The 21320-nt window shown below is 59.1% G+C and carries 23 protein-coding genes and 1 pseudogene; 11 read left to right on the forward strand and 13 right to left on the reverse strand.

The features are described 5' to 3' along the window. Positions 1–31: 31 nt before the first annotated feature. Positions 32–2809, reverse strand: a complete 2778-nt coding sequence (locus C8265_RS02900) for a ribonuclease E/G (protein WP_108482448.1) — start codon at positions 2807–2809, stop codon at positions 32–34. Positions 2810–3376: 567 nt separating this feature from the next. Between C8265_RS02900 and C8265_RS02905 the strand changes: the two genes are divergently transcribed. Then, positions 3377–4606 (forward strand): glycerophosphodiester phosphodiesterase family protein, encoded by a 1230-nt coding sequence (locus tag C8265_RS02905; RefSeq protein WP_108482449.1) that lies wholly within the window; start codon positions 3377–3379, stop codon positions 4604–4606. Positions 4607–4646: 40 nt separating this feature from the next. Here C8265_RS02905 and C8265_RS02910 read toward each other — a convergent pair whose 3' ends face one another. Genes C8265_RS02910 through purC form a run of 6 tightly spaced genes read right to left on the reverse strand, consistent with a single transcriptional unit; the run spans position 4647 to position 10541 of the window. Then, positions 4647–5978, reverse strand: coding sequence for a sigma-54-dependent transcriptional regulator (locus C8265_RS02910; RefSeq protein WP_108482450.1), 1332 nt, complete (start codon positions 5976–5978; stop codon positions 4647–4649). A gap of 8 nt (positions 5979–5986) precedes the next feature. After that, positions 5987–7744 carry a sensor histidine kinase gene (locus tag C8265_RS02915; RefSeq protein WP_108482451.1) on the reverse strand — a complete coding sequence of 586 codons (1758 nt, stop codon included), beginning with the start codon at positions 7742–7744 and terminating at the stop codon, positions 5987–5989. A 38-nt stretch (positions 7745–7782) separates the two neighbouring features. Next, positions 7783–8451: a phosphoribosylformylglycinamidine synthase subunit PurQ gene (purQ, locus tag C8265_RS02920; RefSeq protein WP_108482452.1), complete on the reverse strand. Its 669-nt coding sequence runs from the start codon at positions 8449–8451 to the stop codon at positions 7783–7785. Between the two features lie 11 nt (positions 8452–8462). Further along, positions 8463–9500, reverse strand: a complete 1038-nt coding sequence (locus C8265_RS02925) for a zinc-dependent alcohol dehydrogenase family protein (protein ID WP_108482453.1) — start codon at positions 9498–9500, stop codon at positions 8463–8465. Further along, the gene (gene purS / locus C8265_RS02930) at positions 9500–9730 is read right to left on the reverse strand and encodes a phosphoribosylformylglycinamidine synthase subunit PurS (RefSeq protein ID WP_108482454.1); all 231 of its coding nucleotides are present in this window, start codon (positions 9728–9730) and stop codon (positions 9500–9502) included. The genes C8265_RS02925 and purS overlap by 1 nt, the downstream gene beginning before the upstream one ends. A 49-nt stretch (positions 9731–9779) precedes the next feature. Beyond that, positions 9780–10541 (reverse strand): phosphoribosylaminoimidazolesuccinocarboxamide synthase, encoded by a 762-nt coding sequence (gene purC / locus C8265_RS02935; protein WP_108482527.1) that lies wholly within the window; start codon positions 10539–10541, stop codon positions 9780–9782. A 167-nt stretch (positions 10542–10708) separates the two neighbouring features. Here purC and C8265_RS02940 point away from each other — a divergent pair, with 167 nt between their 5' ends. Together C8265_RS02940 and bmt are read left to right on the forward strand one after the other, a co-directional pair. Further along, positions 10709–11029, forward strand: coding sequence for a DUF1476 domain-containing protein (locus C8265_RS02940; RefSeq protein ID WP_108482455.1), 321 nt, complete (start codon positions 10709–10711; stop codon positions 11027–11029). 125 nt (positions 11030–11154) lie between these two features. After that, complete coding sequence (gene bmt, locus C8265_RS02945) at positions 11155–12171, forward strand: betaine--homocysteine S-methyltransferase (protein WP_108482528.1); 1017 nt, start codon at positions 11155–11157, stop codon at positions 12169–12171. An 18-nt stretch (positions 12172–12189) separates the two neighbouring features. On the opposite strand, the gene C8265_RS02950 is transcribed toward bmt, so the two are convergent. Both C8265_RS02950 and C8265_RS02955 read right to left on the reverse strand, forming a co-directional pair. Next, positions 12190–12783 (reverse strand): SAM-dependent methyltransferase, encoded by a 594-nt coding sequence (locus C8265_RS02950; protein WP_108482456.1) that lies wholly within the window; start codon positions 12781–12783, stop codon positions 12190–12192. Between the two features lie 48 nt (positions 12784–12831). Next, a complete protein-coding gene (locus tag C8265_RS02955; RefSeq protein WP_108482529.1) occupies positions 12832–13914 on the reverse strand; it encodes a PA0069 family radical SAM protein in 1083 nt (360 codons plus the stop codon). A 157-nt stretch (positions 13915–14071) separates the two neighbouring features. On the opposite strand from C8265_RS02955, the gene C8265_RS02960 reads away from it, so the two are divergent. The 4 genes from C8265_RS02960 to C8265_RS02975 all read left to right on the forward strand — a co-directional run bounded on the left by C8265_RS02960 (position 14072) and on the right by C8265_RS02975 (position 16083). Next, positions 14072–14776, forward strand: coding sequence for a corrinoid protein (locus tag C8265_RS02960; RefSeq protein ID WP_108482457.1), 705 nt, complete (start codon positions 14072–14074; stop codon positions 14774–14776). A 76-nt stretch (positions 14777–14852) separates the two neighbouring features. Beyond that, the gene (locus tag C8265_RS02965; RefSeq protein WP_108482530.1) at positions 14853–15071 is read left to right on the forward strand and encodes a hypothetical protein; all 219 of its coding nucleotides are present in this window, start codon (positions 14853–14855) and stop codon (positions 15069–15071) included. Then, positions 15052–15393 carry a YbjQ family protein gene (locus C8265_RS02970; RefSeq protein ID WP_108482458.1) on the forward strand — a complete coding sequence of 114 codons (342 nt, stop codon included), beginning with the start codon at positions 15052–15054 and terminating at the stop codon, positions 15391–15393. Before C8265_RS02965 ends, C8265_RS02970 begins: the two co-directional genes overlap by 20 nt. A gap of 51 nt (positions 15394–15444) precedes the next feature. Next, entirely contained in the window at positions 15445–16083 is a 639-nt protein-coding gene (locus C8265_RS02975) for a DUF1638 domain-containing protein (RefSeq protein WP_108482531.1), read from the forward strand. A gap of 15 nt (positions 16084–16098) precedes the next feature. On the opposite strand, the gene C8265_RS02980 is transcribed toward C8265_RS02975, so the two are convergent. Continuing rightward, positions 16099–16521, reverse strand: coding sequence for a SufE family protein (locus C8265_RS02980; protein ID WP_108482459.1), 423 nt, complete (start codon positions 16519–16521; stop codon positions 16099–16101). A 64-nt stretch (positions 16522–16585) separates the two neighbouring features. Between C8265_RS02980 and C8265_RS02985 the strand changes: the two genes are divergently transcribed. Next, the gene (locus C8265_RS02985) at positions 16586–17110 is read left to right on the forward strand and encodes a hypothetical protein (RefSeq protein WP_240610945.1); all 525 of its coding nucleotides are present in this window, start codon (positions 16586–16588) and stop codon (positions 17108–17110) included. Between the two features lie 63 nt (positions 17111–17173). Here C8265_RS02985 and rnd read toward each other — a convergent pair whose 3' ends face one another. From rnd to purM, 3 genes are all read right to left on the reverse strand, one after another. Continuing rightward, entirely contained in the window at positions 17174–18331 is a 1158-nt protein-coding gene (gene rnd / locus C8265_RS02990; protein ID WP_108482460.1) for a ribonuclease D, read from the reverse strand. 75 nt (positions 18332–18406) lie between these two features. Beyond that, entirely contained in the window at positions 18407–18997 is a 591-nt protein-coding gene (purN, locus tag C8265_RS02995) for a phosphoribosylglycinamide formyltransferase (RefSeq protein WP_108482461.1), read from the reverse strand. Next, entirely contained in the window at positions 18994–20040 is a 1047-nt protein-coding gene (purM, locus tag C8265_RS03000; RefSeq protein WP_108482462.1) for a phosphoribosylformylglycinamidine cyclo-ligase, read from the reverse strand. Before purM ends, purN begins: the two co-directional genes overlap by 4 nt. A 113-nt stretch (positions 20041–20153) precedes the next feature. On the opposite strand from purM, the gene C8265_RS03005 reads away from it, so the two are divergent. The 3 genes and pseudogenes from C8265_RS03005 to C8265_RS03015 form a co-directional block, all read left to right on the forward strand. Continuing rightward, positions 20154–20420 carry a hypothetical protein gene (locus C8265_RS03005; protein WP_108482463.1) on the forward strand — a complete coding sequence of 89 codons (267 nt, stop codon included), beginning with the start codon at positions 20154–20156 and terminating at the stop codon, positions 20418–20420. Between the two features lie 346 nt (positions 20421–20766). Further along, positions 20767–21068 (forward strand): annotated as a pseudogene (locus tag C8265_RS03010) (IS3 family transposase); the annotation flags it as partial. Between the two features lie 125 nt (positions 21069–21193). After that, positions 21194–21320 (forward strand): helix-turn-helix domain-containing protein (locus C8265_RS03015; protein WP_164512250.1); only part of this gene is annotated, 127 nt, incomplete at its 3' end.

The following is a 21320-nucleotide window of genomic DNA, read 5'->3' on the forward strand; positions in this document are numbered from 1 at the left end:
CGCTGTCTGCGCGGCCTTTTTTTGGATTTTATCAGCCTTTCGACCACCAGCCGCGCCGCTTCGGCTTGGCCGGTTCCGCCGTTGTGGTTTCCTCGGCCAAGGCCGGTTCCTGCGCGGTCAGCGCGGGTTGCGGTTTGGGATCGGGGGCCGCTGCAGGCGCCTGTTCGATCACCGCGTCCACTGGCGCCGGAGCTTCGGCGGCAGGTTCGGCCGCGGGCGGTGTTTCGGCCACGGGCGCGTCCATTACCGGCGTTTCGGCGGTGGCGGCCGCAGGTTCCGGGGCGTTGTCCATCGTGGGCGCAACCGGTTCCTGAACGTTTTCCACCACGGGTGCGATCGGTTCAGGTGTTTCTTCCACCGCCGGCTCGACAGGTTCCTGTGCATCTTGCACCGGGGCCACGACGGTTTCAGCAGTTTCTTCCACCACCGGATCTGGCGTGCGGGTACGGCGGCGGCGGCGCGGCGCGGGTTTGTCGCCCTCGGCCTCTGGCGTTTCCGCTTCGGGCGTTGCCTCGGGTTTTGCCGCCTCATCCGATGCGGATTTGCGTTTGCGCGGCGCACGGGTGCGCTTTTTCGGCGCCTCCTCGGCCTCGGGCGCGGACTCATCCGATGCGGTTAAAGGCGCGTCTGCCTTCGGTTCATCGCTGGTCTGCGAGGCAGAGGCATCTGAACCGTTATCGTCCTCGTCGCCACCTGATTGGTTGTCACCATTCTGACCATTGCCGTTCTTGCGCCGACGCCGACGCCGACGCCGCTTTTTCGGAGCGCCATCATCGTCGTTTGACGACTCGGGCGGTGACGCGATGGCGGCGGGTGCCTCTTCGATCTCTTCGACGTCAGCTTCTACTTCGTCCTCAACCTCGGTATCGGCCATATGGCTGGCATCGACAGACACGACATGGGCGATCTGTTCAACAACCCGGGTGGCAGTTTTGAATTTCTCCACAACGAAATCGGGTGAGATCAGCATCGGGTCGGCCTCGACCCTTACTGACAGGCCATAGCGCGTTTCGATATTGGCGATATGTTCGCGTTTCTGGTTCATCAGGAAATTGCAGATGCCGATCGGCACTTTCACCAATACCTCTTTTGACCGTTTGCGCACGCCTTCTTCTTCCAACTGGCGCAGGATATTCAGCGCCAGATTGTCGTCCGAGCGGATCAACCCGGTGCCGTGGCAGGCATGACAGGGCTGTGTCGTCGCCTCGATCATGCCGGGGCGCAGACGTTGGCGCGACATTTCCATCAGGCCAAAGCCCGAAATCCGGCCCACCTGAATGCGCGCACGGTCGGTTTTCAACCTGTCCTTGAACAGCTTTTCAACGGCGGTGTTGTTACGCCGTTCTTCCATGTCAATGAAATCGATCACAATCAGACCGGCCAGATCACGCAGGCGCAGTTGGCGCGCCACTTCGGCGGCGGCCTCCAGGTTGGTGTTCAGCGCGGTCTGTTCGATGCTGCCTTCTTTGGTGGCCCGGCCACTGTTCACATCGATGGCGACCAACGCTTCGGTCACGCCAATCACGATATATCCGCCCGATTTCAGCTGAACCGTGGGGTTGAACATGCCCGAAAGATAGGATTCCACCTGATGGCGGGCGAACAGCGGCATCTGATCCTGATACTGTTTCACGTTTTTGGCGTGCGACGGCATGATCATTTTCATGAAATCTTTGGCCGTGCGATACCCATCAACGCCCTCAACCCAGACTTCGTCGATGTCGCGATTATAAAGATCGCGGATCGAACGTTTGATCAGATCGCCCTCTTCATAAATCTTGGCCGGCGCGATGGATTTCAACGTCAGTTCGCGGATCTGTTCCCACATCCGTTGCAGATATTCGTAATCGCGTTTGATTTCGGTCTTGGTCCGTTGTGATCCGGCGGTGCGGATGATCAGGCCCGCGCCTTGGGGCACATCAATGCTGTTAGCGATTTCCTTAAGCTTTTTGCGATCGGCAACATTGGTGATCTTGCGCGAAATGCCGCCCCCACGGGCGGTGTTGGGCATCAGAACGCAATAGCGACCGGCCAGCGACAGATAGGTGGTCAGCGCCGCGCCCTTGTTGCCGCGCTCTTCTTTTACCACCTGCACCAGAAGGATCTGGCGCACCTTGATGACTTCCTGAATCTTGTACTTTCGCGCGCGGGGCTTGCGCGGGCGGCTGATTTCTTCGGTTACGTCTTCTTCGGCAACCGATTCAATCTCGTCGTCCTTGTCTGACGCCGAAGATTCATCATCGTCGTTCTCATCATCATCATTGTCGTCGTCGCTGTCGTCGCTCTCATCCGGCGTTTCCACCGGAGTTTCGCCGACACGCTCCATCGGTGAGGATCCTTCTTCGTCGTCATCGTCATCGCCCAGATCGACAACAGCCATGCCATCAATGTCGGATCCGTCGGCCACATCGGTGCTGACCACGGCATCATCGGTTGTGGTGTCTTCGGCCTTGGTTTTGGTGCGGCTGCGGGTCCGGCTGCGGCGCTTTGGCTTTTCCTCTTCATCCTCCTGGGATTTGGCATAGGCGGCCTCTTCGGCCAAAAGCGCCTCGCGGTCTGCGACGGGAATTTGGTAATAATCGGGGTGAATTTCCGAAAAGGCCAGGAAACCGTGGCGGTTTCCGCCGTAATCGACAAACGCCGCCTGCAGCGATGGTTCGACGCGCGTTACCTTGGCAAGGTATATGTTTCCGGCCAGTTGCCGACGGCTTTCGGATTCGAAATCGAATTCCTCAACCTTGTTTCCATCCACCACCACAACCCGGGTTTCTTCCGAGTGGGTGGCATCGATAAGCATCTTTTTTGGCATGTTATATTATTCCGCACAACCATTGCGCGCCCGCTGTCAGGGGGCGCTGCCAAGGTTGTGTTATATGTTAAGGGCGATGCGCCGGGGGGCAGGCACGCAAACACGGGGCGAAAAGCCCTCTGCCCGCTGTCCTCTGTTCCGTCGCGCGTCATCGCGTTTCTTGCTCCGACACCGGTGAGGGTGCCCATTTCAAACCCGGCCTGTTGAAAGACACACGGGCATTCGCCTGGCCCGAAGGCCGATCATCTTGCCACGAAACGCCGGCTTAGGGCCGCGCTGCCCAATCAGACAGCCATTTCGGACAGTGAAACTCAATAAAAGGGACGCCCCGACAAGGGGTCATTCGCCAATATGTCATAATAGCGGTCCAAGCGGCAGAATGACAACGATTATATTCACCGCTCCTGCTCTGAAATATGGTTTCGTTTTGCGTGTATGAAAATCGCCTGTTTCGTGCATGGGTAGAATGGGCGCGCGATCACGAAACTGTCGTGTGGCCGTTGTGTTACCGTCACATGGCCGTGGCACCTCGGACGAAGATGTTCTTTCAACAACGGAGCCTTCACCATGAATACCCTGCACACCACCACTGCCCTGTCTTTGCTGACATTGGTAATTGCCCAGCCCGCTTATGCGGAGAGAATCGAATTGGGGCCGCGGCCCGGCTATCTGATCGCCACCATGGCCGACGGCCCGCTGAAAGACACCCTTGCCGGCTGCGCCGATACCGAACCCAAGCGCACGCTGTTTTCCATTGGCCATCGCGGTGCGCCGCTGCAATTTCCCGAACATACCGTTGAAGGGTACACCGCCGCGGCGCGGATGGGGGCGGGAATCATGGAATGTGACGTAACCTTTACCGCCGACAAGGAATTGGTGTGTCGTCACGCGCAAAACGATCTGCACACCACCACCAATATCCTTGCCACCGAGCTTGGCGAAAAATGCACCGCCGGGTTTACCCCGGCGTCGGGCGATCAAAACGCCACCGCCGAATGCCGCGCATCCGACATTACATTGGCGGAATTTCGCAGCCTGAATGGCAAGATGGATGCCGCCAACAGCGCCGCCACCACAGTTGCCGAATACCAAAACGGGACTGCCGGGTGGCGCACCGATCTTTACGCCACAACCGGCACATTGATGACCCATGCAGAATCGATCGAACTGTTCAAAGATCTGGGGGTGAAATTCACGCCTGAGCTGAAATCGCCCAGCGTCGAAATGCCGTTTGATGGGTTTTCACAGGCGGATTATGCGCAGAAACTGATTGATGACTACAAGGCCGCCGACGTGCCCGCCTCGGATGTCTGGGCGCAGTCCTTTGATCTGTCCGACATCAAATACTGGATCGAAAATGAACCGGAATTCGGCGCACAGGCCGTGTATCTGGATGACAGATACGAGGCCAGCGATGACGATGAGGGCCTGATTGACCCGATGGATGCCACCACGTTCAAACCGACGATGCAGGAATTGGCCGATATGGGTGTCAATTACATCGCGCCGCCGCTTTGGATGCTGGTCACGGTGGAAGATGGCAAAATGGTTCCGTCGATCTATGCGCAAGAGGCAAAAGCCGCCAATCTCAACATCATCGCCTGGTCACTTGAAAGATCCGGGCCGTTGGCCGACGGCGGTGGGTGGTATTTCCAGTCAGTCAAAGACGTGATCGACACCGATGGCGATACATTTGAATTGCTGGATGTGCTGGCGAAAGATGTGGGCGTTAGCGGCGTGTTTTCCGATTGGCCCGCCACCGTATCGTACTATGCAAGCTGCATGGGATTGGATTGATCGCGAAAGGTTGGCGGGGGCGTTACCCCCCGCCGATCCTTTACAAATAGTCCGACCGGCTGAGATTATATTTCGCCATCTTTTCGTTCAACGTGCGGCGCGGCAGGCAAAGTTCATCCATCACACTGACGATGCTGCCCTTGTGGCGGCGCATTGTGTTGTCGATCAGCATCCGCTCGAACGCTTCGACATATTCCTTCAGCGGCTTGCCTTCGGTGGTCATGCCCGGTTCGCTTTCCTCGTTATCGGCCATCAACAGCGATGAAATGGTGCCGGTGCCACGCCGGTTTTGCAGCACGGCGCGCTCGGCCACATTGACCAATTGGCGGATGTTTCCGGGCCAGGGCGCTTGCAACAATTGCGCCGCCTCTTGCGCCGAAACCTCGGGCGCGTCGCAGCCATATTCCTCGGCGAATTGTTCGGAAAACCGCGCGAACAGGGTTAAAATATCTTCGCCGCGCGCACGCAATGGCGGCAGGGTGATTTTCATCGCTGCCAGACGGTAATACAGATCGGGGCGCAACACGTCTTCACAGGTTTTGCCCTGTTCCTGCAGGTTTGAAATCGCCACCAGGCGGGTTTCGGCCGGCGTGCCCTGATCGTTGATCCAGGTCAGCAGCCGCGCCTGTAATGCCACCGGCAATGCATCAATATCTTCCAGAACCAGGGTGCCGCCGCGCGCCTCTTCCAACAACGGCATCTGATCGCTTTCGCCGGGGCGGCCAAACAAACGTTCGGCCATCGCGTCAGGCTCTAACCCCGAACAGGACGCCAGCACAAATTTGCGCCCCGCCTTGGCCCCCACCGCATGAAGCGCATGCGCAACCAAAGTTTTGCCGGTGCCGGTTTCGCCATCAATCAACACATGGCCATCGGCCTGACCCAGATCGAGGATATCTTCGCGCAAGCGCTCCATCACCTGGCTCGATCCGATCACTTTGCGCATGATCCCGGTGCCGTCAGACAATTCGCGCCGCAACGCCCGACTGTCCAGAGTCAGGCGGCGTTTTGATGTGGCCTTTTTGGCCAATTCGGTCATCCGGTCGGGGTTGAACGGTTTTTCCAGAAAATCAAACGCACCAACGCGCATCGCTTCAACCGCCATCGGCACATCGCCATGGCCGGTAATCATGATCACCGGCAGCGACGAATCCACTGTCATCAGCCGTTTCAGGAACGCCATGCCATCCATGCCCGGCATCTTGATATCGCTGACCACGACGCCGGGATAATCGGCGGTGATTCCCTTCAGCGCATCCTCGGCGCAGGCAAAGGTTTCGGTATCAAACCCGGACAGCGCCAACCATTGGCTGATCGACTGGCGCATGTCCTTTTCATCATCGACAATCGCAATCTTCATCGCCTGAGCCATAGTTCTTCCTATTCTGCCGCCTCTGCGGTCTGTTCTTCCAATATGGGGAGTTGCATTTCAAAAACAGCCCCGCCTGCCCGCCCGTTGCGCGCGGTCAATCGCCCGCCCAGATCGGTGACGATCCCCGATGAAATCGCCAGTCCCAGCCCCACGCCATCGCCCGGAGCCTTGGTGGTATAAAACGGTTCGAACAAATCATCCAGATTGGCGATGCCGGTGCCGTTGTCCCGCACGCTGAACGTGGCGGTATCGCCCGCAGCCAGCAGCAGTTCGATTTGCGGTCGCGCCACATCTTTGGTGGCATCCAGCGCGTTGCGCAACAGGTTCACGATCACTTGTTCGACACGCAGCGCATCGGCGCGCACCATCACCGGTTCGCGCGGCAGGCTTTTCACAATTTCGATATCGCGGCGTTTAAGCTGGGGTTCCATCATCGCAAGGGCGGCACTGACCGAGCGGCGCAGATCCATCGGTTCAAACGCCTCACCGCCACGTCGGGCATAACTTTTCAGCTGTCGGGTAATCGCGCCCATCCGATCAATCAAATCGTCGATTCGCGCGAAACTGCTGAGCGCCTCATCGGCACGTTTGCGTTTCAACAGCAAACGCGCCCCGGCCAGATATGTTTTCATCGCCGCCAAGGGTTGATTCAACTCATGGCTGACCGACGCCGACATTTCGCCCAGCACGGCCAGTTTGTTGGTTTGCGCCACGGTCTGTTCGGCCACCTCAAGGTTTTTCTCGGCCTTTTCCCGTTCGGCAATTTCGCGTTGCAATGCAATGTTCAGGGTGCGCAATTCGGCCGATTCCCGTTGGAAAAACAACACCCGGTTCATCGCCTTGCGACTGACCAGATAAAACGCCGCCGCCAGGGTCAGGGCAAAGGCCATGATTTCCAACGCCAGCACGCCATTCACCCGTTCGCGCACCGATTGGTAGGTGGTAAAGGATGCCATGCGCCAACCCTGAAACGGGATTCGCGCCTCTTGCCGCATCACCGCTTCGCCCGACAAATAAGCATCGGCCGGCAAAGCGGCCCAATCGGCCGTGGCCTGCAATGCGCGCTCAATCGCGGTGGGCGCGCTGCGCACCGCCAGCGCCTCATCTTCGGTGCGGCCGCGCCAGCGGCTTTCGGTGGCCAGAATGATCGTGCCTTCGCTGTCCATCACGAACACGGCATCCGAAAATCCCGCCCACGAGCTTTCAAATTTGGCCAGATCAACGCCCACGACGATCACGCCGGTCAATTCCCCCGCCACCGAAATCTTGCGCGAATAGGAAAAGGTAAATCCACCCGCCTCGGTGCGCACGATGGAAAACACCGTGTCATTGCTGCGCAGCGCATCAACATAGAATGCCGCATTGCGGTGTTGGCTGCCCAATTGCGCACGGTCGGTGGCGGCCACGACGCGCCCGCCGCGATCCAGCAATTTCAACGAAGCTGCGCCGATTTCATCACGGTATGAAATCAACCGTTGGGTCGATTGCGAATAATCCCCCGAATTCAGCGCCCCAATCAGCGATGGATCGCGCGATAACAGCAAAGGCACGATGCTGGCGCGCTGAAGTTCGGACCGCAGGTTGCCGATATACAGCGCCATGCGCACCTCGGCGCGGTTGCGGGTGCTTTCGGTGAACCGTTGGGTCAGGAATTGGTTGGTAAACCACACAACCGCCACCGCGCCCGCCACCAGCGCCGCAAACACCGTGCGCACCAGCCAGCGGCGCGGCGGTCGGTCCTGTGGAATGTCGCGCGCAATGCTCATTGGCTTAAGCTATGCCGCCCGGCCCGGGCACTCAAGCCTCAGGCGTCGGCCAGCGCACCCGCCAATGCGCGGAACATCGCCGCCCCATCGGCGCTGCCCTGCGCATCTTCGGCGGCGCGTTCGGGATGGGGCATCAGGCCCAGCACCCGCCGGTTTGACGAAAGCACACCGGCGATGTCCCCAACCGACCCGTTGGGATTGTCGCGATAGCGAAACGCGATCCGGTCTTCATCACTCAGTTTGGCCAGCACATCCGCACCGGCGGTATAGTTGCCATCATGGTGCGCAATCGGAATGTTCAGCGTGTCGCCCACACCATAACCGGCGGTGAAATCACTTTGATCTGTGACCACCTCAAGCGGCGTGGTTTTGCAGATAAACCGCAAACCTGCGTTGCGCATCAACGCACCGGGCAACAGGCCAGTTTCGGTAAGCACCTGAAATCCGTTACAAATACCCAAGACATAGCCACCCGCATGGGCATGATCCACCACCGCGCGGCAAATCGGTGAACGCGCGGCAATCGCGCCGCAGCGCAGATAATCGCCAAAGGAAAATCCGCCCGGAATCCCCACCAGATCAATGCCATCGGGCAATCCGGTATCCTTGTGCCACACCATGGTCACATCCATACCCGCCGCGCGAAAGGCAACAGCCAGATCGCGGTCGCAATTGGACCCGGGAAAAACGATTACAGCAGCTTTCATCGCCCTGCCCCCTAGTTCAGAAAATCGGTAACCACCGCCACGCCCGGCGGTGTTGGCCCGTTAAATGCCGCCAATTCCGCGCTGACCTGTGACAATGTCACTTCGCGCGCGATTAGCGGTGACATGTCCACGCGCCCTGCCTCGATCAGGCCCAACAGGCTGGGATAGCGCCAAGATGGCATGCCACGGGTACCAAACAGCGCCAACTGCCCTGTATAGACCGTGTTCATATCAATTTCCATTTTCGCATGTTTGCCGGTGGGCAGGCCCACCTGCACATGCCGCCCGAGGGGGCGCAAACACGCGATGCTGGCGTTGGTGGTTTCGGGGATGCCCAATGCCTCAACACTCACATGGGCGCCGCCGCCGGTGATGTCTTTGATCCGGGCGGCCACATCGCCATCTTTGGCGTTTACGGCGGCCTCGGCGCCCAACCCCATGGCGTGCGTCAGTTTTTCTTCGACAACGTCCACCGCAATCACCCGCGCACCCAAGGCACGCCCCAGGATCAGCGCGCTAAGGCCAATGCCGCCGGTGCCATGCACGGCCAGCCATTCGCCCGCCTGCAACGCCGCGCGCCCGGTCAACGCGTGCCACGCCGTTGTCACCCGGCACCCCAAACCCGCCGCCACCATAGGTGACAGCGAATCCGACAGATACGACAGGTTATGATCGAACGGCACCGCGACATATTCGGCAAAGGCCCCCGGTTCCGAAAACCCCGGTAACCGCTGATTGGGGCAGGTATTCTGCGCCCCACTTTGACAGGATGGGCACATCCCACAGGCCAGAATGAATGGCGCCACCACCCGGTCACCAACGCGGTAGGTGGCCATCGGCCCGGCCTCGACCACTTCGCCGCAATATTCATGGCCGCCAATCTGCCCCGGCTTGATGCGCGGGTGTTCGCCAACCCAGCCGTGCCAATCGGACCGGCACACACCACAGGCCAACACCTTGAGCACCACGCCATCGTCGGGGCATTCCGGCTCGGGGACATTCTCAATCGACAGGTCGGCGTTGAACTCGTGTAATACAGCGGCGCGCATCACACGATCTCCACGGTGTAACGTTCGATCACGGTATTGGCCAAAAGACGTTCGCACATCTCGTTCACGTCGGCCTCGGTTGTGCCATCGGCCAGGTCCAGTTCGATCACCTTGCCCTGGCGCACGCCGTTCACGCCATCAAACCCCAATGTGCCCAAAGCATGGCGCACCGCCTCGCCCTGGGGGTCAAGCACACCGTCTTTCAACATCACATGCACCCGCGCCTTCATACCCCAACCCCCTGTTTTGTGTTCGATCAAATGTTAACCCGATGCCGTCTCAGTTGATCAGCGTCGGTTTCGGCGCATGGGTGACATTGGTGGGCAAAACCCCCAAACGCCGCGCCACTTCGGTATAGGCATCGGCCAGATCGCCCAGATCCCGGCGAAACACGTCCTTGTCCAACTTGCGGCCGGTTTCGACATCCCACAAACGGCACGAATCAGGCGAAATTTCATCGGCCACGATCAGCCGGTGAAAATCGTTTTCCCAGATCCGGCCGATTTCAATCTTGAAATCCACCAGCTTGATTCCCACGGCCATCATCACGCCCGACATGAAATCATTCACCCGCAGGGCCAGGGCCACCATATCATCCAGATCCTGCTGCTGTGCCCAGCCAAAGGCGATGATGTGTTCTTCCGATACCAACGGATCGCCCAATGCATCATCTTTGTAATAAAATTCAATGATCGGTCGTGGCATCGGGGTGCCTTCGGCCATGCCCAGACGTTTGCACATCGACCCGGCGGCGAAATTGCGTACGACCACCTCAAGGGGAATAATTTCCACGGAGCGGATCAATTGTTCGCGCATATTCAGACGTTTGATGAAATGGTTCGGCACGCCGATCTGGGTCAGCCCGGTCATGAAAAATTCGGACAACCGGTTGTTCAACACGCCTTTGCCTTCGATCACGGCCTTCTTTTCGGCGTTGTTGGCGGTGGTGTCGTCTTTGAAATACTGTACCATGGTGCCCGGCTCGGGGCCTTCGTACATGATTTTGGCCTTGCCTTCATAGATCTTCTTGCGACGTGCCATGGGTGGCTCCAAAACAAACGGTAAGGGGCGCGGGCACCATCCGGCCCCCACGCGTTCGCCTTGGCTATAGGCCAAACCGTGCGCGGCGGCAAGAACACCCTCTTGCCCCAGAGGCGCGCCATGGGCATATCGGTTATATCACTGGTGCAGCACACAAAGGATACCCAATGTCTCAGTTCGAAGAACGCAAGGATGCATTCGAAAACAAATTCGCCCATGACGCGGAAATGCAATTCAAAGCCGAAGCGCGGCGCAACAAATTGCTGGGTCTTTGGGCCGCTGATCTGTTGGGCAAATCCGAACAGGACGCCGCCGCCTATGCGCAAGAAGTGATAAAGGCCGATTTCGAAGAGCCGGGCGAAGAAGACGTGTATCGCAAAATCGCGGGAGATCTGGGGGACAAGGCCAGCGAAGCAACGATTCGTGCCAAGATGGCCGCACTGATGGTCGAGGCCAAGGCGCAGTTGATGACCGAAATCCGCGACTGACCCATTCGGCCCGGCAGGTTGTGCCGGGCCACGCCCGGTGGCTCATGATGATCATGAACCATCGTCATTTGCCCCGGCGCCTGTTCCATGCCAACAGGGCGCACACCTTTCCAAAAGGCCGATCCATGACCGATGCCCTAACTAAAATGCTGGCGGAAAAGCCATATATCCTGGCCGATGGGGCCACGGGTACGAACCTGTTCAACATGGGGCTTGCCTCGGGCGATGCGCCTGAATTCTGGAATGTCGACCATCAGGATAAAATTCGCGCGCTTTACCAAGGCCCGGTCGATGCGGGAAGCGATCTGTTTTTGACCAATACATTCGGTGGCAATGCCAGCCGCCTGAAATTGCACAATGCGCAACACCGGGTGCGCGAATTCAACAAGGCCGGCGCCGAATTGGGCCGTGAAATCGCCGATAAATCCGGGCGTACGGTGATTGTTGCCGGGTCCATCGGGCCAACGGGCGACATCATGGAACCCATGGGCACCCTGACCTATGCCAGCGCTGTGGAAATGTTTCACGAACAGGCCGAAGGGCTGAAAGAAGGCGGCGCCGATGTGGTCTGGGTTGAAACGATCAGCGCGCCAGAAGAATACAAAGCCGCCGGCGAAGCCGCAGATCGCGCCGGTATCCCGTGGTGCGGCACGATGAGTTTTGACACCGCCGGGCGCACGATGATGGGCATGACCAGCGCGGGTATGGTGGACATGGTTGAAAACCTGAAAACCAGCAAGCCGTTGGCGTTTGGCGCAAATTGCGGTGTTGGCGCATCGGATTTGTTGCGCACCGTGCTGGGGTTTGCCGCGGCAGGGCCGCAGGTTCCGGTGATTGCAAAGGGCAACGCCGGCATTCCCAAGTTTCAAAGCGGCCACATTCATTATGACGGCACACCGGAATTGATGGCGCGCTATGCGCTGTTGGCCCGCGATTGCGGCGCACAGATTATCGGCGGCTGCTGTGGCACCACGCCCGAACACCTGCGTCACATGCGCGAGGCATTGGACACCCAAGGGTCAGGCCCCCGCCCGACCCTTGACCAGATTGCGGAAATTCTGGGCGGCTTTTCATCGCCCAGCGATGGCACCGGCGAAAACACCGGCCCAACCCGCGAACGGCGCGGCCGCCGCCGGAATTAAAGAACACCGCGCCAGCCCTCAGGGTTTGCGCGCAACAAAATCGACAAGGGCGGATTTGCCATAATGGCCTTCGCCCTCGTCCACCATGGCATCGTAATCGCGCAGCGTGTCGATCTGCCATCCCTCGAATGCGGCGCGCAACAGCGCGTCATCATACATATTCCGGGCATCCCCCGGCCCGCCCGTACCATATTCAACCTGACGCGGTGCATACCCATGCAACAACAACAGCCCCCCCGGTTTGACAGCTCCCGCCAGTTGGGTGAACAGCCGTGCGCGCCATTTGGGGCCGACGAACTGGATGAAAATTCCGACAACCGCGTCAAACTGCGCGGTCCAATCCCAATCCTCAATGCCTGCGATGTTGAACGCCACGTGCACGCCTTTGCGCGCGGCCAGTTTGCGCGCCTTTTCCACGGCGGCGGGGGCCGGATCGAATGCTGTCACCTCATGGCCCAGACTGGCCAGATAAACCGAATTGCGCCCCTCGCCATCGGCCACGCACAGCACCCGTGCCCGGCTGGGCAGAACCGGCGCGTACCGCACCAGATAATCGGCAGGCGCGGTGCCAAACAGATACTCTTCGCGCTCGTACCTTTTATTCCAACTCATTGCCGCACGCTCCTTTTCGCTGTGGCGCAAGGTGGCACAAACCCGCGTCTAAAACAAACTCAGCTGATCACCGATGCGCGGCGGAATATGGAACAGATCGCGGCGCAGGGGTGGGGTTTCACCGTCCAGCCCCAATCGTGCGCAGGCCAGATCATAGCGTTGCGCGATCAGATCGGCATAGACACCTTCGCCGCGCATTCTGTGGTGCCATTCGGCGCTGTATTCCTTGCCGCCGTGCATTTCGCGCAACCGCGCCATCACCTTGCTGGCCTTGTTGGGGTAATGATCGCGCAGCCAACGGGCGAACAACGTCGACACCTCCCACGGCAGGCGCAACATCGCCCAATGGGCACCCACCGCCCCCGCATCGCGCGCCGATTCCAGGATCGGCTCGATCTCATGATCGGTCAGGCCGGGAATGACGGGCGATACCATGACGCGCACCGGCACACCCGCCCGCGACAGTGTTTCAATGGCGCGCAACCGCCGCGCCGGGGCGGGCACGCGCGGTTCCAACCGGCGCGACAGATCAGCATCCAGCGACGTGACCGAAATGCCCACCCGCACCAGACCATCGGCTGCCATCTCGGCCAGAATATCGACATCGCGTTCAATCAACGTGCCTTTGGTGGCAATGATCAGGGGATGGCGAAAATCGCGCAACACCTCGATCAGGCCGCGCATTATACGGCGATCCCGCTCGATCGGCTGATAGGGGTCGGTGTTGGTGCCAATTGCAATCGGCGCAACCTTGTAGCGGGCCGCCGACAATTCGCGCGCCAGACGGTCGGGCGCCTTGGGGCGGGCAATCAGCCGAGTTTCAAAATCCAACCCCGGCGACAGCCCCAGATAGGCGTGACTGGGCCGCGCAAAACAATAGATGCAGCCGTGTTCGCACCCGCGATAGGGATTCACCGACCGATCAAACGACAGGTCGGGCGAATCGTTGCGCGAAATTACCCGCTTTGGCACTTCGACACTGACATGGGTGCGCAGGGGCGGCAGATCGTCGTCGCGGTCCCATCCATCGGGTTCGACCGTGCGCACATAGGGGTCAAATCGCCCCTCGGGGTTGGTTGCGGCCCCCCGTCCGCGGCGCCGCTCGGGCGGAATGGCATCGATTTCTGTCATGCACCCAAAATAGAACAAACGCGGAACACACACCAGCCCCTTTTGCGCCCAAGTCGCGGTTCAATCGCGCCGTGTCGCAATCCGCCCCGTGTCTTTTGCCAAATTCACCTTAAATTAAACAAACACCGCGCAGTGTTGCGCCGCGAAAGGAATTCCCATGTCCGACGATGAAGAAATCATTCTGGCCGATCTGCCCGACGATGAGCTTGTCCTGCAGATGATGGACGATCTGTACGATGGCCTGAAGGAAGAAATCGAAGAATCGGTTCAGATCCTGCTGTCTCGGGGGTGGACCCCATACGATATCCTGACCAAAGCCCTGGTTGCGGGCATGACGATTGTGGGCCACGATTTCCGTGATGGCATCCTGTTTGTGCCCGAAGTATTGCTGGCCGCCAATGCGATGAAGGGGGGGATGTTCATCCTCAAACCCCTGCTGATCGAAACCGGCGCACCGCGCATGGGCAAAATGGTGATCGGCACCGTCAAAGGCGACATTCACGATATCGGCAAAAACCTGGTCGGTATGATGATGGAGGGCGCCGGATTCGAAGTTCTGGATCTGGGCATCAACAACTCGGTCGAGAAATATCTCGCGGCGCTGGAATCCGAAAAACCCGATATTCTGGGCATGTCGGCCCTGCTGACCACCACGATGCCCTATATGAAAGTGGTGATTGATACGATGATCGCAAACGGAATCCGCGATGATTATATTGTGTTGGTCGGGGGTGCGCCGCTGAACGAAGAGTTCGGAAAAGCCATCGGCGCCGATGCCTATTGCCGCGATGCCGCCGTGGCGGTGGAAACGGCCAAATCCTTTGTCGCCCGCAAACACAACCAGATGGCGGCAAACGGCTGATGTCGCGCTGCACCCAAAACGCGGGTGCAGCGCAAATTTGATAAGCGCCGAAACCTTTGTTCCGGGGGGCCCTGCGATGCCACTTGACCGCCTTGTGCTTATTCTGGCCTGCGTCGTGATTGGCGCGGGGGTCACCGTGTGGCTGATCACCTTTTTCGCGGCGGCGGCCACCCTGCCCTTTCCGGCCATGGTGTTGCTTGTTCCCGTTGGTCTTTTCGCATGGGTCGTTTGGCGGGTGATTGCCGAACGTCTGAACAACCGCGAGGATGATCATTATGATCGCATCGAAAAGTGATATTCTGGTCGTCACGACCGACACCATTCCGGGCCGCGAGATTTCGCACGCCATCGGCATCGTGCGCGGATCGACCGTGCGCGCCAAACATCTTGGGTCGGATATCGTCGCCTCTCTGCGCAATCTGGTGGGGGGTGAGGTAAAGGAATACGCGCAACTTCTGGCCGCGGCGCGCGAACAATCCTATGACCGGATGGTGGCCGAGGCGGCCTCACTGGGGGCGGATGCGATTGTCGGCACACGAATGGAAACCTCAACCATCATGCAGGCGGCCTCGGAGGTGGTGTTTTACGGCACCGCAGTCCGGTTGCGCAGCGATTGAACCGGCGCGCGCCAAACCCATTCAAAAGCAAGGATCAATGACGTGTCCACCCTGCCCAGCGACAGCACGTTAACCGACACCGGGCTTGCGGCCAGCGGTCAGGGGCGGATTTTGCTGATTGCCTGTGGTGCATTGGCGCGCGAAATCCTGACTGTGAAACAGGCGAATGGGTGGGATCACATGGATCTGACCTGCCTGCCGGCGATCCTGCACAATCATCCCGAAAAAATCACCGATGCCGTGCGCGCCACAGTTGCCAAACACCGCGCCGGATACGCCACGATTTTCGTCGTTTACGGGGATTGCGGCACCGGCGGCCAATTGCAATCGGCCTGTGATGAGATGGGCGTTGAAATGATGCCCGGGCCGCATTGTTACGCATTTTTCGAAGGCACCGCTGGGTTCATCGACCGCGCCGAAACCGAATTCAGCGCGTTTTATCTGACCGATTTTCTGGTGCGTCAGTTCGATGCCTTTGTCTGGCGGCCTCTGGGGCTGGATCGCCACCCCGACCTGCGCGATATGTATTTCGCCCATTACACCAAACTGGTCTATCAGGCGCAAACTGATGATCCGGCGCTGACAGACCTTGCCAAAACCTGTGCACAGCGGTTGGGCTTGGCGTTTGAGCGGCGCTTTACCGGCTACGGCGATCTTGGCACGACATTGGAAAAAGTCGCCAAGGCATAGCGCGCCGCGCCCCTGCTATTGCGGCGCAGCGGCGGTGGCGCGAATTCGTTCGACCATGGCGCGCACCCCGTTTGACCGCTGTGCTGACAGGTGTTCGTTCAATCCCAGACGCTCCAATTCGGCCATGGCGTTGACGCGGCCCACTTCCTCCAGGGTCAGGCCGGAATACAGGGCGCGCAGCACCGCGATCAGGCCTTTGACGATCATCGCGTCGCTGTCACCCTCAAACGTCAGCACCGCATCACGCCCCTGCCCGGTGATCTTGGGCATCAACCAGACCTGGCTGGCGCACCCTTCCACCTTGGTTGCGGGCACCTTGAACGCATCGTCCAATTCAGGCAGGGCGCGGCCCATTTCGATCACATGGCGATAACGGTCTTCCCAATCGTCGAGAAATTCAAAGGTTTCGGCAATGTCTTCAAAGGCGGCGCTGGCCATAGTCATCCTCGTGCTGCATTTCCTATGGGGATAGCAGGCAGCGCAGCAGGGACAAGGCTTTTCAATGTCGCAGCTTTCCGTTAGCAATTCTGACAAGGCAATAAAGGGGTTTGCGATGGCACGGGCGCTGATTGCGGCAGTTTTGATATTAGGCACCGCGGTGGGATGTGGCCGGGTGGCCGAATCGCGGTTGAACCCGTTCAACTGGTTTGGCGCCTCAACCGCGGCGCCGACCCTGGCCCCCGAAGGCGGGTTTGCCGTGGCGGATGCCGATCAACGTAAAATGGTCGATCAAATCACCGCCCTGCGCATTGAACGCACGCCGGGCGGCGCGATCATTCGTGCCACAGGTCTGCCCCAGGAACAGGGGTTTTACGACGGTGAATTGGTTTCGCTCACCGATGGTGAGCCGGTAAATGGCGTGCTGGAATATCAATTCCGCATTCGCCCACCGTTGCAACGGACGCGGGTTTCAACCACTCAATCGCGCGAAGTCATCGTGGGCCTGTTTCTGAGCAATCAGAAATTGGCCGACGTGCGCGAAATTCGTGTGGTCGCCCAACGCAATGCACGCGCGGCACGGCGCTAATCCGCGCCAGAGCTTTTCACACGGTGACGGATTGAAACCGCGCAACCTGCGCGGTTTCGCAAATTATACCTTGAACACATCCACGGTCTGGCCTTTGGCAACCAGTCCGACCTCGCCTTTCACCAGACGCAAGGCATCCTGACCAAACACCTTGTTGCGCCAACCGCGCAGTGCGCCGATATCGCGTTCGCCCCCCGCAATGGCATCAAGATCGCTGGAGGTTGCGATCAGTTTGCTTGCCACGCCGGCATTTTCCGATTTCGCCTTCAACAACACGCGCAACAGATCAGCCATGGCCGGATTAACCTGAAGTTTTTCGCGGCTGCGGTCGGGTTTGGGAAAGGATTTCGGATCGGCCGCCTGCCCTGCGGCGACGGACGCCAGAATGCCATCGGCAATGTCCCCCCGCCGCGCTTCGCGCAACAACAGGCGTGAGCGGCCCAGATCCTGAATCGTTGCGGGTTTGGTCGAGGCCAGTTCCAACAGCGCGTCGTCTTTAAACACCCGGGTGCGCGGCACATTGTTTTCGCGGGCGTATGCCTCGCGGAACTTTGCCAATTCTTGCACAATCGCCATGAACCGCCCCGAATTGGTGCGGGTTTTCACCCGCCGCCAGGCTTCGTCAGGCTCGACCGTATAGGTGCCGGGATCGGTCAGCACGCCCAATTCCTCTTCGACCCACGCGGTGCGGCCCGATTTTTCCAGCTCGGCGGCCAGATATTCGTAAACGCCACGTAAATGGGTCACATCGGCCAAGGCATACACCTTTTGCGCGTCCGACAACGGGCGGCGCGACCAATCGGTAAAGCGCGAAGTCTTATCCACGCTTTCATGCACGATTTTACGCACCAGGGTTTCATACCCGACCTGTTCGCCAAACCCACACACCATCGCCGCAACCTGGGTATCAAACAAGGGTTCGGGAAATACCTTGCCCTCGACAAAGAAAATCTCAAGATCCTGACGTGCGGCATGAAACACCTTCACCACCGAAGTATCGCGAAACAGATCATACAGCGGGTCAAGCGACAGATCACCTGCCAACGGGTCAAGCAATACAGCGTCTTCTTCGGCGTCGCCGGGCACGGCCATTTGCACCAGACACAGTTTGGAGTAATACGTCCGCTCCCGCAGAAATTCGGTGTCGATGGTCACATAGGGATGGGCGCGCGCCCTTTGGCAGAACTGCGCAAGTCCGTCGGTGGTGGTGATCGTGATCATTGGGGTGATCTCATTTTATAGTTGTTTGCCCCGGGCTGGGGCGGTGATATGCAATTTTTTCGTGAATGAAAACCCTCACGCAGGGCGCGACGCCGGATCAGCCGCCGCAAACTGGCGCAACACCGCAGGATACAGCCGATGTTCGGCGCTCAGCACCCGCGCGGCCAAGGTATCAGACGTGTCGCCGGGCAGGATCGGCACCGGCGTCTGGCCCAGAACCGGCCCATCATCCAATTCCGCAGTCACCAGATGCACACTGCATCCTGCCGCGTCATCGCCTGCCTCAATCGCCCGGGCATGGGTATTCAACCCCCGATATTTCGGCAACAATGCCGGGTGGATATTCAATATCCGCCCCTGCCACCGGGCCACGAAACCGGGCGTCAGGATGCGCATGAAACCGGCAAGGCATATAATGTCAGGTCGGGCCGCGATCAAGGTTTCGTGCAATGCCTGTTCGAACGCCACGCGGTCGCCCCTGAACGGGCGGTGGTCCACGATGGCCGTTGGCACACCCATGTCGGCCGCCTTGGCCAATCCGCCCGCATCAGGCGTGTTTGATACCACCAGAACCGGGCGTGCCGGGTGATCGCCTGTCATGCTGCGCACCAGCGTCAGCATGTTCGAACCGCCACCGGAAATCAGGATGGCAACCCGTTTGCTCACCCCAGGGTGCCCCGATAGGTCACGCCCTGCTCTTCACGCACGTCCCCCAAGTGGCACACGGTTTCGCCCGCCTCGCGCAACAGATCAGCCAGATCATTGGCCCGGTCGGCCTGAACCACCAGAACCATGCCTATGCCGCTGTTGAAGGTTTTCAACATCTCGCCGGGCGCAATCCCGCCCACATCGGCCAGCCATTTGAACACCGGCGGCAAAGCCCAGGCATCCAGATCAATTTCGGCGCCCAAACCATCGGGCAGGACACGGGGCAGATTTTCGGTCAATCCGCCGCCGGTAATATGGGCCAGCCCATGCACCCCGCCCGCGCGGATCGCTTCCAACACCGGTTGAACATACAGACGCGTGGGCGTCAGCAATGCCTCGCCCAACGTGCCTGGGCCAAACGGGCTGGGCGCATCCCAGCCGAGGCCCGACATTTCAACCACCCGGCGCACCAGGGAATATCCGTTGGAATGTACGCCATCCGACGCAAGCCCCAGCAACACATCGCCATTGCGCACATCATTGGGAAGTGCTCCGCCCCGCTCCATCGCGCCCACGGCAAACCCGGCCAGATCGAAATCGCCCGCTGGATACATCCCCGGCATCTCTGCCGTTTCGCCGCCAATCAGCGCACAACCCGATTGCGCGCACCCCCGCGCAATGCCTTCGACCACCCGCGCCGCGTGGTCGATATCCAACTTGCCAGTTGCGAAATAATCCAGGAAAAACAAAGGCTCGGCGCCCTGACAGATCAGATCGTTGACACACATCGCCACCAGATCAACGCCGACGCCATCCACCAGACCGGTATCAATGGCGATGCGCAACTTGGTGCCCACCCCATCGGTCGCGGCCACCAGAATCGGGTCGTTGTATCCCGCGGCCTTCAGATCGAACAATCCGCCAAACCCGCCCAGACCGGCCATTACTCCGGGGCGGTGCGTGGATTTCGCCGCCGGTTTGATCCGATCAACCAAGGCATTGCCCGCGTCAATATCAACCCCGGCATCCCGATAGCTCAGTCCGTTTGTGTCCGGTGTCATTCCATCGCCCTCAAAGTCCTGCCGCGACCTAAACGATCCAACCCCGTGACGCAACGGCGATGGAACCAAATCCGCTCACATTTTGTTAACACCACACCTGATAGAGACAAGAAATGATGACACGTATCTATATATTCCTGTTCGCGCTGTTGGTCCTGCCCCTTGATCTGGGCGCACGGGTCAACCACGTCGTAGATCCGGCCATGCTGCGCGCCATCTCACCCGACATCGCCGCGATTTCGCTGCGCGTCATGGCCGAAATCGATGGAGACCCCACGACATTCACCCGAGACGAGCAACGCAAGCAAATCGTACTCGCCCAAGTGCTCGGCACGACCCCGGCAATGTCCGATTTTCAAGGTGGTCTTGCCCCGTTTTAGATCCGGTCTCCTTCGAGCAATGTTTGCTGTGAAGGAGACAAGAGATAGCAACGAGATACGCCGACGTATTTCGGCGCGATGCCGTGAACATTGCTGTTAAAAGCAGCCTAACACGACCGCAAGTTTCATCAGATTTGGGCATCGGGCTTTCGCCGTTGAACAAGTGGGTTCAGATGCTTCCGTTGCCCGCTAGGGCATTGCACAGTAATGTCCCGAGAAGGTTCTTTTCAGGCCAAGGCCGGTGAGATTCGTTTTCACCGTTACTTGGAAAAAAGTTTAGCCTGTCGAACTTCTCTACCACATCCTGCAGGTCACATCGCGAGGAATTCGCGCGTGACGAAACCGCCCGATGAGCCGCAGACAGCGTGACGATATGGTGATCCTGGCGCATATCCGCGAACAGCACCGCCTGAGCCTGCAGAGTTATGGTCGGCCTCGTAAGACCGAAGAACTGCAAGAACTGGGGCTGCAAGTTGGGCACCGGCGCGTGGGCCGCTTAATGCGGGGGAATGGCATCAAGATCATTAGGACCCATAAATACAAGATGGGGAGGGTTAAGAATTTGATCTGGGGGATCAAATTTATCCACGCAAGACCGACAGCAATCATGCGTTCAACATCGCGCCCAACTTGCCGGATCAGGACTTCTTTGATCCCTCCCATGGTTTATAAGCAAACCATTGCCGGGCAATGGATGGCCCAAACCAAAATGGACCTGTCGCGGATTTGTTCCGCTCCTTTGACTTGGTATTTTGCCACAAAGGAGAGACATCATGGCATCGAACCCTACCCTGGAATTCCGCGCTGAGGCAGTGCGTGTCGCGTTAACCAGCGGGCTGCCGCGTAAGCAGGTAGCCGCCGATTTTGGCATCGGCTTCTCGACGTTAAGCCGTTGGATCC

This window comes from Oceaniglobus ichthyenteri (genome assembly GCF_003057885.1).
In the GTDB taxonomy this organism is placed as follows: domain Bacteria; phylum Pseudomonadota; class Alphaproteobacteria; order Rhodobacterales; family Rhodobacteraceae; genus Oceaniglobus; species Oceaniglobus ichthyenteri.